This window comes from Paenibacillus sp. Y5S-9 (assembly GCF_036894235.1).
In the GTDB taxonomy this organism is placed as follows: Bacteria; Bacillota; Bacilli; order Paenibacillales; family Paenibacillaceae; genus Paenibacillus.
The window spans coordinates 3,621,129-3,635,940 of sequence record NZ_CP145887.1 but is presented as its reverse complement, the minus strand read 5'-3'; the positions used below and the strand labels follow the sequence as shown (position 1 = coordinate 3,635,940).

At 48.4% G+C, this 14,812-nt stretch carries 11 protein-coding genes and 1 pseudogene; 5 read left to right on the top strand and 7 right to left on the bottom strand.

What is annotated here, in order from left to right; translation table 11 throughout:
• Window positions 1-30: 30 nt before the first annotated feature.
• From V6669_RS16065 to sdaAA, 3 genes are read left to right on the top strand one after another with little or no spacing between them, the layout of a single operon-like run.
• Window positions 31-1,473 carry a M20 family metallopeptidase gene (locus tag V6669_RS16065; RefSeq protein ID WP_338586884.1) on the top strand — a complete coding sequence of 481 codons (1,443 nt, stop codon included), beginning with the start codon at window positions 31-33 and terminating at the stop codon, window positions 1,471-1,473.
• A 4-nt stretch (window positions 1,474-1,477) separates the two neighbouring features.
• Window positions 1,478-2,146, top strand: a complete 669-nt coding sequence (sdaAB, locus tag V6669_RS16060) for an L-serine ammonia-lyase, iron-sulfur-dependent subunit beta (RefSeq protein WP_338586882.1) — start codon at window positions 1,478-1,480, stop codon at window positions 2,144-2,146.
• A gap of 45 nt (window positions 2,147-2,191) precedes the next feature.
• On the top strand, window positions 2,192-3,067 hold the full coding sequence (gene sdaAA, locus V6669_RS16055; RefSeq protein ID WP_338586881.1) for an L-serine ammonia-lyase, iron-sulfur-dependent, subunit alpha: 876 nt from the start codon (window positions 2,192-2,194) through the stop codon (window positions 3,065-3,067).
• Between the two features lie 133 nt (window positions 3,068-3,200).
• Here sdaAA and V6669_RS16050 read toward each other — a convergent pair whose 3' ends face one another.
• From V6669_RS16050 to V6669_RS16030, 5 genes are all read right to left on the bottom strand, one after another.
• Complete coding sequence (locus V6669_RS16050) at window positions 3,201-3,554, bottom strand: SH3 domain-containing protein (RefSeq protein ID WP_338586880.1); 354 nt, start codon at window positions 3,552-3,554, stop codon at window positions 3,201-3,203.
• Window positions 3,555-3,781: 227 nt separating this feature from the next.
• Window positions 3,782-5,398: a glycoside hydrolase family 43 protein gene (locus tag V6669_RS16045; RefSeq protein WP_338586879.1), complete on the bottom strand. Its 1,617-nt coding sequence runs from the start codon at window positions 5,396-5,398 to the stop codon at window positions 3,782-3,784.
• Window positions 5,399-5,460: 62 nt separating this feature from the next.
• Window positions 5,461-7,437 (bottom strand): YjhG/YagF family D-xylonate dehydratase, encoded by a 1,977-nt coding sequence (locus V6669_RS16040; RefSeq protein ID WP_338586878.1) that lies wholly within the window; start codon window positions 7,435-7,437, stop codon window positions 5,461-5,463.
• A 16-nt stretch (window positions 7,438-7,453) separates the two neighbouring features.
• On the bottom strand, window positions 7,454-8,920 hold the full coding sequence (gucD, locus tag V6669_RS16035; RefSeq protein ID WP_338586877.1) for an alpha-ketoglutaric semialdehyde dehydrogenase GucD: 1,467 nt from the start codon (window positions 8,918-8,920) through the stop codon (window positions 7,454-7,456).
• A 21-nt stretch (window positions 8,921-8,941) separates the two neighbouring features.
• The gene (locus V6669_RS16030; protein ID WP_338586876.1) at window positions 8,942-9,817 is read right to left on the bottom strand and encodes a fumarylacetoacetate hydrolase family protein; all 876 of its coding nucleotides are present in this window, start codon (window positions 9,815-9,817) and stop codon (window positions 8,942-8,944) included.
• Window positions 9,818-10,033: 216 nt separating this feature from the next.
• Between V6669_RS16030 and V6669_RS16025 the strand changes: the two genes are divergently transcribed.
• Window positions 10,034-10,948, top strand: a complete 915-nt coding sequence (locus tag V6669_RS16025; RefSeq protein ID WP_338586875.1) for an AraC family transcriptional regulator — start codon at window positions 10,034-10,036, stop codon at window positions 10,946-10,948.
• 122 nt (window positions 10,949-11,070) lie between these two features.
• On the opposite strand, the pseudogene V6669_RS16020 reads toward V6669_RS16025, so the two are convergent.
• Window positions 11,071-12,492, bottom strand: a pseudogene (locus V6669_RS16020) (family 43 glycosylhydrolase).
• A gap of 135 nt (window positions 12,493-12,627) precedes the next feature.
• On the opposite strand from V6669_RS16020, the gene V6669_RS16015 reads away from it, so the two are divergent.
• The gene (locus V6669_RS16015; RefSeq protein ID WP_338586874.1) at window positions 12,628-13,437 is read left to right on the top strand and encodes an AraC family transcriptional regulator; all 810 of its coding nucleotides are present in this window, start codon (window positions 12,628-12,630) and stop codon (window positions 13,435-13,437) included.
• Window positions 13,438-13,632: 195 nt separating this feature from the next.
• Here the strand turns inward: V6669_RS16015 and V6669_RS16010 are convergent, their stop codons facing one another.
• The gene (locus tag V6669_RS16010; RefSeq protein WP_338586872.1) at window positions 13,633-14,601 is read right to left on the bottom strand and encodes an ROK family protein; all 969 of its coding nucleotides are present in this window, start codon (window positions 14,599-14,601) and stop codon (window positions 13,633-13,635) included.
• Window positions 14,602-14,812: the final 211 nt, after the last annotated feature.

Genomic DNA, 14,812 nt, shown 5'->3' with positions numbered 1-14,812 from the left:
CATTTTAACGAATAAGAGGTGCTATGAATTATGACTACAACTGTAGATTTGACCCAATATATCTCGGAAGCCATTGAAGGAAAACGCGATATGTTCACCAATGCCAGTGACCAAATCTGGGGCTTTGCAGAGACACGTTTCGATGAATTTCAATCAGCAGAGCTGCTTATGGGAATGCTGGAATCCGAAGGTTTCACGATTGATAAAGGTGTGGCAGGATTGGAAACCGGGTTTATCGCTACCTATGGTTCGGGGTTGCCCGTTATTGCTCTATTGGGCGAATACGATGCCCTGGCTGATCTCAGCCAGGAAGCCGGAATCAGCACATATCAGCCTGTTCAGCCGCGTGGAAACGGTCATGGATGCGGGCATAATCTGCTCGGCATTGGTGCATTGGCTGCTGCAGTTGCGGTCAAAGACTATCTTCAGGAACATCCGGAAAACCCAGGAACGGTGCGCTTTTACGGATGTCCTGCCGAGGAAAGTGGATATGGTAAAACCTATCTGGCTCGCGAAGGTTATTTTAAAGATGTAGATGCCGCTCTCTCCTGGCATCCTCATTCCTTAAATGCCGTTATGCATGGAAGCTCCAATGCTGTCATTCACGGCACATTTACCTTTAAAGGCATTAGTGCTCATGCCGCTGCCGCTCCTCACCTGGGACGTAGTGCTCTCGATGCGGTTGAGCTGATGAATATCGGTTCGAACTATATGCGTGAACATATGATTGATCAGGCCAGAATTCATTATGCGATCACGAACTCAGGCGGCTTGGCTCCCAATGTAGTGCAAGCGGAAGCCGAGGTCACTTATCTCGTTCGAGCTCCCAAGAGCGCACAGGTACGTAGTCTGTTTGAACGTCTGGTGAAAGTGGCCGAAGGGGCTGCCCTGATGACCGAAACAACGATGGACTTCAAATATGAAGGCGCCTGCGCCAACCTGATTCCGAACAGTACGCTTGAGAAAATAATGCATCAGCATCTCGTTGCCTTCGGCGCACCTGAGTATGAAGAGCAAGAATACACCTACGCCAAAGCGATCTACGATACGCTGCCCCTACAGAACCAACAGGAAGCTGGCGCGTTAGTTGGCCCTGAACTTGCGCCTCTTTTAGCTGAACGACCTCTACCTAACTTCATAGCTCCGTATTCGGATGAGCGGGAAACGTTCATGGGCGGTTCAACCGATGTAGCAGATGTCAGCTGGAATGTGCCCACGGCACAGTGTATCACCTCAACGATGGCCTTTGGCACGCCACTTCACGCATGGCAAACCGTTGCTCAGGGCAAGAGCAGCTTTGCTCACAAGGGCATGTTGCTCGCAGCCAAAGCGATGGCGGCTACGGCCATTGAGTCCATTTTACATCCAGAGATCATCAAGGAAGCACAGCAGGAATTACTGGACAGACTCGGCGGGGAAACCTACGACTGTCTTGTTCCGGCAGATGTGCAACCTCCGAAACGGGGAGAATAAGACCGTGAGGTTCAAAGACGTATTTTCTATTATTGGTCCAGCCATGGTTGGACCTTCAAGCTCCCATACCGCTGGAGCAGCACGGATTGGACGTACAGCTAGACATCTGTTCGGGGAGTGTCCCTCGCATGCTGAGATCCTCATGTTTGGTTCTTTTGCCGCAACGTACAAAGGACACGGAACCGACACCGCCATTGTCGGCGGTCTGCTCGACATGGACACGGATGATCCCGGACTGCCTGAAGCGTTTGCCCATGCAGATACTGCCGGTATGGAAACCATCATCCGTCCGGGGACAGGTCTGTACCCTCATCCAAACACAGCCGAGATTGTATTAACCAACGCTGCCGGAAATCGTACATTGAATATGGTAGGCACGTCGATCGGTGGGGGAAATATCGAAATTGTCCGGATCAACGGCTACAACCTGAAGTTGACGGCGCTCTATCCTACACTCATCATCCGTCACAGCGATGAACCGGGCGTCATTGCTGTCGTCACTCGGTTGCTCGTGGATAATCACATTAATATTGGACACATGTCCGTGGATCGAAAGAACCGGCGCGGCGAAGCCATGATGGTACTGGAATGTGATGGCAAGGTGGATCCTGCCGTGGTCCGCCAGATCGAAGTCATTCCAAAGGTCCAGGAAGTCACTCTACTCTGTCTTTAGCTTAAATATCTGACTTCAGCTTTCTCAAAAAAAGGAGTTTCGCCAATGAATTTTCGAACCTTAAAACAACTTGCTGAACTGGCGGAGACCCGTAATCTCACCCTCGGCCAGCTCATGCTGGAAGAGCAATGTCATGAATCGGGCGAAGACAAGGATGCTGTCTTCAACCAAATGCAAGAATACTATGAAATTATGAGAAGTGCGGTGCATCAAGGTCTGCATACCGATACTACTTCCAAAAGCGGCTTGACTGGCGGAGATGCCCGCAAACTGATGGGTTACCGTGCAGATGGACAATCCTTACTTGGCAACCATGCCAGTCTGTCGATGAGTTACGCCCTTGCAGTTTCTGAGGTCAACGCCTCGATGGGTCGAATTATTGCTACACCGACGGCGGGTTCCTGCGGCATCATTCCCGGTGTGTTTATTAGCAGCCAGGAACGGTTTGGGTGGTCCGATGAACAAATGGTTTACGGCCTGTTCGCGTCTGGAGCCATTGGTTACGTCATCGCCAACAATTCGTTCATCTCTGGTGCGGAAGGAGGTTGTCAGGCGGAAGTGGGTTCTGCCATCGGGATGGCAGCTGGGGCGTTGGTGGATATCCGGGGCGGGTCCCCTTCTCAGGCGATTCATGCCGTTGGACTTGCTCTGAAAAACACCCTGGGCCTGATCTGTGATCCGGTAGCCGGCTTGGTCGAGATACCATGCATCGTGCGTAATGGCTTTGGTGCAATTACTGCTCTGGGAGCCGCCGATATGGCTCTTGCTGGCGTACGCAGCGTCATCCCTTCGGATGAGGTAGTGCAGGTCATGCTGGAGGTTGGATCAGCCATGCCTGAATCTCTTCGCGAAACAGCCGGCGGCGGCCTCGCCCAGACACCAACGGGACGCAAAATCACAAGGGATTTACAGCACAAATAAAGAACAGGCATGTCATTTATACGAGAGGAATAAAATCCTCAAGGTAAATGTATGCCTGATAATGAAAGAGAGCATTACAACTGCGAAACATACCCAATTGTGATGTAGAGCAAGAGGTTCACTATGCCGTCCATTATAATTCCGATGGAGTCAATACCTTATTTGGTAACCAGCCCTTCTCACCTTCTGGGGTATGAACAAAGCTCCATTCATTTAATTCAAACTCTTTTGTAACAATGATACCGGTTTTTACGGTTAATTCGTGTGCAGAATAGTCTGATAATGCAGTCGCGATATGTTCTTCATTGGGGGTGCTTAATATTTGCTTCGGTACCCAGCCGCATTTTTGGGTATGGACAGATTCACAGAAAATCCAGTTTGGAAATTCAGTATCTTCTCTCCCATATAGGATCGAATCTCCTTTAGATAAAACGATGGGATCAGGATAGTTTGAATTATGGGGTTCAATAACTTTATATAATTTCATAATATGCCTCCAACTATTATATTCGACCTGTTACCGACAAACATAATATCATATTTTTATGTAGTTATTCATCCCTGTTAGGATAAGCCAGAACCCCATCACAAGGGGCTCTGGCTTATCTCAATAAAAAATATAAACTTTTTATCATAGGTCTGTTTCCAGAATATCATAGGCTGACACAATCTTCTAAGCTTCTGATAACTCTCCAGACGTACCAGCAGGAGAATCTATATGTTACCTAACACACTCTCTTCATGTTTTGTTTCTCTATACACAAAATAGTCAAAATCGGCATGTTTTCGGGTTCCGCCAAGATCTTGCACACAAAGACCGATATAGGTTCCGGTAAACCGGATATACTCAGGAGATTCATCGGACAGATGGGTGATATCAACCCAATCGCCTACATGATTCCAAGACGAGTCACTATTTAACGAATAGTAGAAGCGAGCGCGATCTTGATCAACTACAGCCTTTAAGCAAAGTGTATCTACCGATTCCAGCGGAATATCCTCCAACAGTTCGTCGTATACCCCGTATTTGGACTGAATAATTCCCAGGCACAACCCTTTCTCTTCATGATACGTTACACGTAAATAGAGATAGTCCTGGGTATCGTAGTACAAAATCAATCCGGCCATTTGCTGTGGATGGTCTGGCGCAAATTCCAGACATGTCTCGGCTTCACACTTCATGGATTGAAGCCGCCGTGCGATCATGCTTTGCCTGTGCGTTGAACTCATTGATTCCATTCCGCGCAAACGCAAGTAACCTGGACGTTCCGTCAAGCTGAGCCAAGTCGAGTCGGGTGGGATACGAAGTGTATTCCAATCCTGCCGAAGCTCGAAGTGATCGAAATGATCCATTTCAGCAATCGGCTCAAACGTATGGGACGGGATCATCGGTGCAGGCACCTGAACCTCCGGATATCGGTCACCGCTCGCAAGTCTCAGCCAGCCGTCTTCACTCCACGTACAGAGCTGAAGTGCGGTCTCACGTCCAAGAATGCAATATTTGTGATGAACAGGTCGTCCGACCAGATGAGCCATGTACCATTCACCGGTATGCGTTTCGACCAGACTGCCGTGGCCTGCCTTCTGCAGAGTTAAATCCGGTCTGCCGTATGAAGTAAGGATCGGATTGGCAGGATCAACCTCGTACGGGCCTTGTAATGTACGGGAACGTGCTACTGTAACCGCATGCTCATACCCCGTTCCCCCTTCAGCCGTAATGAGATAATAATAGTCCTTGTGTTTATACAGATGCGGTGCTTCGGTTAGTCCTAATGCGGTTCCCTTAAAAATGTTCACCGCAGGACCAACCAGCTTATGTTCCTGAACAGAATATTCCTGAAGAACGATGCCTGCAAACCGGTTGTTGCCCTTACGGTGATCCCAGATCATATTGACCAGCCACTTACGCCCATCTTCATCATGAAACAGGGAAGGATCAAAACCGCTGCTGTTCAGATACACCGGATCGGACCAAGGGCCCTCGATATCCGTTGCTGTCACAAGGTAATTGTGGGTATCTTTAAAAGCGCCTACCCGGCTTTTGACATCGGTGTAGATCAGGTAAAACACACCGTTGTCGTAACTAAGACAGGGTGCCCATACGCCTCCGGAATTAATGTTGCCCTCCATGTTCAACTGCGTTACACGAGTCAGCGGAGAAGCAATTGGCCGCCAATGAACCAGATCCCGGGAATGGTGAATCCGTACACCAGGGAACCATTCAAAGGTGGAAGTAGCGATATAATAATCCTCCCCTGCTCGGCATATGGACGGATCGGGATGGAAACCGGGAAGGATGGGATTGGTGATCATTTTCTTGATCTTATTCATGGAAGAAACCTCCGGTATGAAAGTAATGATCTGTACAACAGCAGATACACAAAAGGTGGATATCAGTACCAGCCCAGCGCTTTTTTGCCGGCTTCCAGAGCGGTTATGATCCGCTCTACATCGTATACATTCCCTCTCCAAGTCCCACCGCTGACCGATTGCAATGCAGCCCAGAGCTTTGTATCATCCGGCAAAGCTTCATCTGGACGCATATCGGGATGAAAGGACCTTTGTGCCAGGATGAGAGCACCTTCTTCCGGAGAAACCTCGATCTCTCCTTCTCCGACAAAGTTAATGCTGCCCTCCAGCGTGTTACGATCAACCGCGATGTCAATCAGGTCTCCGTTCCGCAGCTTGCCAATCGGTCCGCCTGCCAGCGCTTCGGGGCCAACATGACCAATACACGCTCCGGTGGAAACACCGGAGAACCGGGCATCCGTAATCAGTGACACGTATTTGCCAAAAGGCAAATGTTTAAGCGCAGATGTAAGCTGGTACGTCTCCTCCATACCGGTTCCCGATGGACCTCGCCCGAGAAGCACAACAACGTCGCCAGCCAGAATACCTCCGGTCTTAATCGCATGGATCGCCTCACGTTCGGTAGTAAATACCTTGGCTCTGCCACGATGACGGTATACGCCATGCTCATCCAGCACATCAGGATCAATAGAGGTGGATTTGATGACAGAACCTTCTGGAGCGATATTCCCGGTTGGAAATGTTACGGTCGAAGAGATTCCAAGCCGCTCAGCGTGTTCTACACTCATGATGACACTGTCCGGATCGATGCCGTCCTGCTCTTTCAACTGCTTCCGCATGAGATGACGGCGTTCCGACGATTCCCACCAGTCCAGTACCTCCCCCAATGACGTACCTGTAACCGTTGGTACAGACTCATCCAACAGACCCAGCTGTCTGAGGTGAAGCATGACCTCTGGTACACCTCCAGCCTGAAAGACACGTATGGTCGGATAAAAGATCGGTCCGTTTGGCAGGGCACTAACCAGCCTCGGAACATTTTTGTTGACCTGTATCCAGTCCTGTACCGTGGGTACGTTTAAACCGGCGGCATGGGCAATCGCCGGTATGTGAAGAAGCAGATTGGTCGATCCGCCAAACGCAGCATGAACGGTCATCGCATTGCGAATGGATGCATCCGTGACAATTTCTGCCATCCTCATCCCCTGAGACTCCATATGGATGAGTGCACGTGACGATTGGCGCGCCATTTCAAACCAGATGGGCTGCCCGGAAGGTGCAAGCGCGGCATGTGGCACTGTCATACCCATTGCCTCGGCTACAACCTGGGCTGTAGCCGCGGTACCTAGAAACTGACAGCCTCCTCCCGGTGTAGCACAAGCTCGGCATCCTAAATCGGACGCCATTTCCAGAGAAAGCTCCCCGTTGACGTACCGTGCACCGATGGTCTGAATTTTACCGGCATCCTCTCCATCGGTAGGCGGAAGTGTGACGCCACCGGGAACGATTACGCCAGGCAATTGCGGCATGCCGGCAAGCGCAAGCATCATCGCTGGAAGACCTTTGTCACAAGTGGCAACACCAAGCACGCCTTTACGCGTTGGCAGCGAGCGAATCAGTCTGCGAAATACCATAGCGGCATCGTTCCGGTACGGAAGCGAGTCGAACATGCCGGTCGTTCCTTGTGATCTGCCGTCACACGGATCGCTGACATATCCGGCAAACGGGATTCCTCCCCGGCTTGACAGTTCTTCTGCGGCAGCCTTCATTAACAGGCCGACCTCCCAGTGGCCGGTATGGTAACCAAGGGCTGTGGGACTACCATCCTCATTGCGTATGCCGCCTTGTGTACTTAAGATCAGAAATTGTTTTCCGTTCAATTCCCCGGGTTTCCAGCCCATTCCAACATTCTGGGACATGCCGAACAAGTCGCCGCTTGGAGCATTCCGCAGTAAATCATCCGTTAAAGGCAGACGTCCGGCAGCCCCTGGAGCATGTGCTATGATATCAAAGCAGTTGGATGCCGTCTCTCCCATAATCGACGTAATCTGTTCGTACATGGTAGCCTCCCACAGTTTATGACTTCACGAAGACCGTTTTGATGGCCGTGAAAAACTCGATAGCTGCTTGCCCCTGTTCTCTGGAATGTGAACTTGACATCTTCATTCCGCCGAACGGAGCCTGCAGCTCTACGCCGGCCGTTTCTGCATTAATTCTGACCAGTCCCGCATCCATGTCCCGGATGAAAGACAACATGGCTCCGACGTTCTGTGTATAGATGGAAGCACTCAAGCCATAATCGCTATCATTAGCCGCTTCGATGGCTTCCTCCAGGGAATCTACCGCAATCAAGGCAAGGACCGGGCCAAAGATTTCTTCTCGGGCGATGGACATATGGGATTCGACCCCTTCAAATACGGTCGGCTGTACATAGAATCCCTCTTCCAATCCCGGACCGTCCGCTTTTTTTCCACCAGCGAGCAGAACGGCACCTTCATCCTGGCCTTTTTGAATATAACTCAGCACGGTATTGAGCTGTCCTTCGCTTGCACATGGACCCATCCAGCTTCCAGCAGACATACCGTCACCCAGCCGGATTTCCTGGATTTGCGAGAGCAGCTTTTCTTTGAAGGCATCGTATACTTTTCGTTCAATAATGACCTTGCTGGTAGCCGTACATTTTTGCCCGGTAGATTTCAACCCACCGCTGATCGTCGCTTCCACAGCCAAATCCAGGTCAGCGTCAGCCGCGATAATAATCGGGTTTTTCCCGCCCATTTCAAGTTGATACTTGGCCCCACGTGCCAGTGCTGCGCCACCGACCCGTTTTCCCACTTCATTGGAGCCTGTGAACGTTATTCCGCCCACATCCGGATGCTCAGCAAGTGCAGATCCGATCAATGAACCTCTGCCGCATACCAGATTAAGAACACCTGCGGGGATGCCTACCTCTTCAAAACACTCCATGACTTTAGCGGCGGTGACCGCAGTTTCCTGAGCCGGCTTCAACACAACCGTATTGCCATAAATTAAGGCCGGAGCCGTTTTCCATATCGGAATGGCGACAGGGAAATTCCAAGGAGCAATAACCCCTACAACGCCAAGGGGTACACGGGTCGTAAACATCAGCGCTTCACTGTCCGTTGATGGAATGACATCACCGGTTTTTCGCATGCCTTCTCCAGCGTAATATCTTAAGATCGCGACACCACGCAGTGTCTCTCCTTTGGCTTCTGGGAGTGTTTTGCCCATTTCTCTGGTCATCGCCTCTGCAACTTCATCGGCCCGGCGTTCTAGCACATTGGCTGCTTGAAATAGATAGTTTCCGCGTTCCGCGCTCGATAACCTCCGCCAATCTTTTGCTGCTTCCTTCGCGGCTGCAACAGCCCGGTTCAGATCCTCTACGCCGGAGGTGGGTACGTAGCCAACTACCTCCTTCCGATTCGCCGGGTTGATGCTTGGTTCGGTTTCACCGGACGTCGCCTTCACCCATTCTCCGTTAATGTAATTGCTGTATGTCTGCTCTACCTGAAATGTAGTCATCCTATTCATCCTCCTTATACATTAGTTTGAAATGACTGTATTAATAAGTGTCCCGATATCGCTAATGGATATTTCAATGCGGTCCCCGGGTGCAAGTGTAAAATCATTGGGTGGCACGATGCTTGTGCCTGTCAATAAAACCGTACCGTCAAACAGATCGTTATCTCTTGCCAGAAAAGAAACCAGCTCATCGAGTTTTCGGTTTAACTCACTCGTGCTTGCCTCGCTTTTGACAACTATTTCACCTTCACGATATATTTCGCAGACGATGCTGAACGCATATGGATTCTGCACCGTCTCTGCTAGACGAATGGCCGGACCTATGGAGCAGGAATTGCGCCACATTTTTGCTTGCGGCAGATACAGTGGGTTTTCTCCTTCAATATCGCGGCAGCTCATGTCATTGCCAACGATGTATCCCACAATGCTGCCATCCGCGGCAAGCACCAAGCCCAGCTCAGGCTCCGGGATCTGCCAATTGGAATCGCTGCGAAGCGTGACCGCCTCAAGCGGTCCTATAGTGCGGGCTGCTGTGGATTTAAAAAAGATCTCCGGCCTTTCGGCATCATAAACTTTATCGTAAAAGGTCTTTGCATCCAGCTTGCCTTCCGTTGCTTCATAATTTCGCGCTTCCCGGCTGCGCTGATAAGTCACACCCGCCGCCCATACTTCCGGAGCTTCCAATGGAGTGATTAGATGCAAGGAAGTCCAATCGTCAGTTAACTTATTTAACGGTTTAAAAGCGCTTTCAACAAGTTGAACTGGAGAAATCTCCTGCTTTCTTGCTTGATAGATCAAAGTCATAAAATCTGCTTGCGGCAAACGATAGGCTTGTTCATCATCCGTAACGGCTGCCAGCCACTTCTGTTGTCCGTCCAGAAATCGAATAATTCTCATTCAAGCTTGCCTCCATTTTTCCCCATCGGGTTGATAATACTACCATAGCATTCGCTATGGTTCATGACGATGTTCTAATCACTCCGACGATTTACCCTTTTCACGCATTTTTTTTCTGTTAAGATGAGGTTAGATCCATTAAACAAAAGTAATTTACAAGGAAAATCCGATGACAGGATGTTGGTATATAGAATAGTACAAGGGGGTTGGTTTGCTGTGACCAAGCTTTCGGATGCTGTGTATTTAGGTCGTCTGCCCGATGTTCGCATGTCTTTTCAACTATTGGGGCTGCATGCCAGAAAAGTAGATTCCAACTGGACGTATCCGTCCCATGAACATTCCATGTATGAAGTACACTGGATGATGGACGGCGAGATGAACATGGTCATTAATGGGCAGTCTTATCTTCAGTCGGTTGGTGACCTCCTGTTCATCCGGCCTGGTATGACCCACTCTTGCACCGGAGCCGGACCGGAGGGGTTCACTTATTTTTCCGTACATTTCAGCATACACGATACGTCCTTTTGCAGAGAACTTAACCGTTGCAAAGACATCTATTATCCGGCAAATTCGAATTTGGCTCTGGGGCTCTCCCCTTCCCTGTCTACCTTGTATGGTTTGGCCACAGAGCATTTGTCTAGCTCGCTATCTTCCTCCAAACAAATGAAGGTACATGCCGCTGTGTTTGAACTGCTTGGCTCCCTGGTCGGCCAGTTATCTCAGCAAGCCTCCATTACGTTGTCGAGAAAAGAAACCATTGCCCATCAGATTGCCGAGCACATTGAGGATTCGGTAAGATATATCCATCTTCACGGGGAAATTCAGGAGAGTGATCGAACCTGGATTCAGGATATTGCCAAATCGCTGAGCATTAGCCCGTCACAGGTTAATCGTATATTTCGGCAGGTATACGGCATCGCTCCGCGTAAGTTTCTATCCGAAACCCTTCTGAACGAAGCGCAGCGGCTGTTAAAACAAACGGACCTGAACATAGACCATATTGCGATGATGCTGGGGTACAAGACTAATGCGCATTTCAGCCGCCAGTTCAAGCGGTGGACAGGCATCGCGCCAAGTGAATTCCGCAGTCATTCGCAGCAGGGCGGAGAAGCCAACCATGCGGGTAACTAAAAGTTTAATCACAAAAACCCCAATTGTCTGAGCCGCAGAGGCTTATCGGTCAACAAAACAGCTACTGGATGACCAGCAGCTGCTTTGTTTTGTCTGGATTGCTCAGATCATGTGTTTGAGGATTACGCTAAAATAAAGGATGCAAGGCTTGCACTTCCCGAACCTCTGTACGTAAAATACAAAGCCTGTATACCATCCGGAATGGTCATCTCGACTGAGTAGGGTTTCCAATGATTGGTGAAATGTACCGGGATTGTACCCAGGACATGACCGTCCCATGCGGTTTTGACCTCAAATACCCCGTGACAATATCCGCGCACCTTGATTGAAACTTCGCGAATTCCTTTGCAATCAAAATACTTAAATCCTGCAGTTGCGGATTCAACCATATTGGCAATATAACCAGTCTCTTCATCACCGTCTCTACCATCCTGGGTTATCTTCGGAAAGCGGCTGTCCAGCCAGGCTCCTGCTCCGAAACCTCCAGTATAGCTCTGATCATCCTGGGTAAAAAGATTGCATGCAAGATATGCAGAGTACTCGCCTTTTCCTTCTAACGGTCTACCATTTGGGCCGCAGGAGGTCATTTCCACCTGAAGAATTCTTCCGTCCTCCTGAAAAAATATCTTCTCGATACAGCCCTGCCGGTTGAATGCGTCCCCATTGGTATGACGGTGATAAAAGATATACCAGTCTCCATTGATCTCGACTATGCTGCCATGGTTGTTGCCCCCATAATACATGGGCTTGTCGGCAGGTTTGTACGAGTCGATATGGAGATCGCAGTTGCTTACGATAACGCCCTGATATTGGAATCCTTTGTTTGGAAACTGACTTGTGGCATAACATAATTCATGCATAACGATAGAGGAATATACGAGGTAGTAGGTGTCGCCTCTCTTTCGGATGGAAGGCGCCTCAAAAAATGCATGTCCCTCATAACCACTGCCTTCGCTGTAAGATTGACTAGGTATCACAAATACGGGTTCCTCCATAATCGTCAGCATGTCTGAACTGAGTATCGTAGCCATCGCGCCATGTCTGGATTGGTCTCCAGGTGCACAAAAACCGGTATACAGATAGGTATGTTATCCTTCAGTCATCACGCCGGGATCGAACTGCGGCTCATCCCCATCTCTTTCGCCCAGACGAGTGCCGTCGGCATATTGTACATACCCATGGAATTCAAATTTGCCAGCAGGTGTGTCACATACAGCCACCGAAACTACGGGTACTTTATCCAGCACGTAATACAGATAATACCGTCCATCGGGACCTAGCGTAACATCTGGTGCATACAGACACATATCGCCATCCGGATTCAGCGGATCATCTGTTTTCCGGTAGATCACGCCCTCATTTCTCCAATTCCCAAGGTCATTTACGGGTGCAGACCAGCATACATAATCGTTCAGACAGAAGGCATGTCCGTTAAAACGGTCATGTGAACCGTACACATATACTCTGTCATTAAATACGTAAGGCTCGCCGTCAGGGACATATTCCCAGGATGGAAGGTATGGATTCAAACCTTGTTTATTCATTCAACTTACACTCCTCATACAATCGTAATAGTACATTCGTTCTATGAAATAAAGATAACTCTCGTATAATAGAAAATAGCTTAAGTAGTGTAGTGACTATTCATTTCTACAAATTAAAGAGAAAGGAGAAGAACCGTGACCTCTATTTTTTACGTGGAATGTGACGCGGTACATCAGAACCATTTTGTTTTTGATATCCCTGAAGGGCATGATGCCTGGCTATTGGTCATTACAAAGACCCCTGCCCAGTTTTGGGTTGATGGACAACTTAAGGATTACCCGGCTCATTGTGCCGTACTTTTCAAACCGTATCAAAAAATATATTATCGGGCTTGTTCAGAGCACTATATAAATGATTGGATTCGTTTTGAAAGTGATGAACCGTTTGTAACCGATACCTCCCTTCCGGCTGGCACACCTTTCCCGCTGGATGATCCGGAATACTGTCATAAGCTGTTCCAATTGCTTGTTGCAGAGCATTCTTTTCAGAACGATTACCGGGAATCATCCATCAATTTCCTGCTGCGAACCTTGTTCAATAAATTGCTTGAGTCTTGTGTCCAAGAGGATATTAGTCCTCAGCACTATCCTCTGTTGAAGCTTCGAACGGCAATTCATAACCATCCCAGCCATCCTTGGACAGTATCTGAAATGGCGAAGATCATAAACGTCAGTCCGGGGTACCTGCAATTGATGTACAAGAAATCATTTGGCCTCTCGTGTATGGAGGATGTTATTCATAGCAGAATACGTTTGGCCAAAGAATATCTCAGACATCATTTGTATACGGTTGCAGAGATTGCCGATCGATGCGGTTACCGTAATGTCGAACATTTTTGCAGGCAGTTCAAACAAGTGACCGGTTCCTCGCCTAAGCAGTTTCATAAACGACGCGAAGCTATCCCGGCTGACATAACAGAGTTTGAATATAAATCTCACTCTTAAAGGGGATGTACTTAGATCTATGGAAAATCCCACTCTGATCAAATGGGTGTTTACACATACCTTAGCCATCCAATCGGTATAAACGTCATCGAGGTTGTTAGCGTTCTCTGCTGTCATTTTAAGTTAAGGTTTTAGGCTGTATGATGCAATGACATATTCTCAGTCATGATTGATCAATTATCATATTGTGATACCTTATAAGGGCATCTTATTCCTCGCATATGCAGCTGCACCGATCATCCCTGCTTGTCCGCCTAATTTTGCTTGCACTATTTTACATGCCCTGGAAGAAAGCCTTAACGCATGATTCTCAACAGTATCACGCACGGTATTCAGCAAGCGATCACCAGCTGCCGACATTCCTCCACCAACAATAATCACTTCTGGATTGAACAGATTGATTACATTGGAAAGACCAAATCCGAGAATCTTACCGGTCTCATGCATAACTTCAATAGCAAGTAAATCTCCAAGATCGTAAGCTTCAGAGATCATACGGGCAGTGATTGTCGTCCAATCCTCTCCCACCCATTCCATAATCATACTTGACCGGCCTTCCTCAAGCTTGTCTGTAAAGGTTTTAATGATGCCTATCGCGGACACGTATCTCCCCAGACAACCCGAACTTCCACAACGACAAGGCCGCCCCTCCCGGTACATATTCATATGACCGATTTCGCCCGCACTTGATGTCGTACCGTAGAGAACTTTTCCGTCATTGACAATACCAGATCCCAGACCGGTGCCTAACGTAATCAATATCAGGTTTTTATATCCAGTGCCTGCACCAAACAGCCATTCACCATACAGATTTACCCGAACATCATTGTCGATATAAACAGGGAATCCGAAATGATTTTTCATATAATCCACGACATGAATGTTTTCCCAGTCTGGAAAATTAGGTGAAAATATGGATAATCCCTGTTCCGGATCTAATAATCCAGGAATGCCCATACCCATGCACAGAATAGAAGCTGGCTGGATTCCCTCATAAGTCAGCATTTCTTGAATAATGTCTACCATTCGGTTTAATACGTGGAACGGCCCTTTTGCCGCCTCCGTAGGGTCACTTCTTTCATGAATTTTTTGAAACTCCAGGTTGAAGATGGCGGACTTAATATTGGTTCCACCCAGATCAATTCCAATTATGTATTTTCGCATAATAATCTCCGCTCTCATTTATTTTGATACCAAGGAATGTGTTCCAAGGTTTTCTTTTGGTTACCAGATTAAGATAAAGTGCCTGCTTTTCTATCGGAGTCACTCACTATAGTATAGGGGCATAGCTCGAAATTGAAAAAGAAATCTAAAGAACGAGTTATCCTGGTTGGAAGCCTGGAACTTAACCCCATTTCGATCTTTTTGAATTATT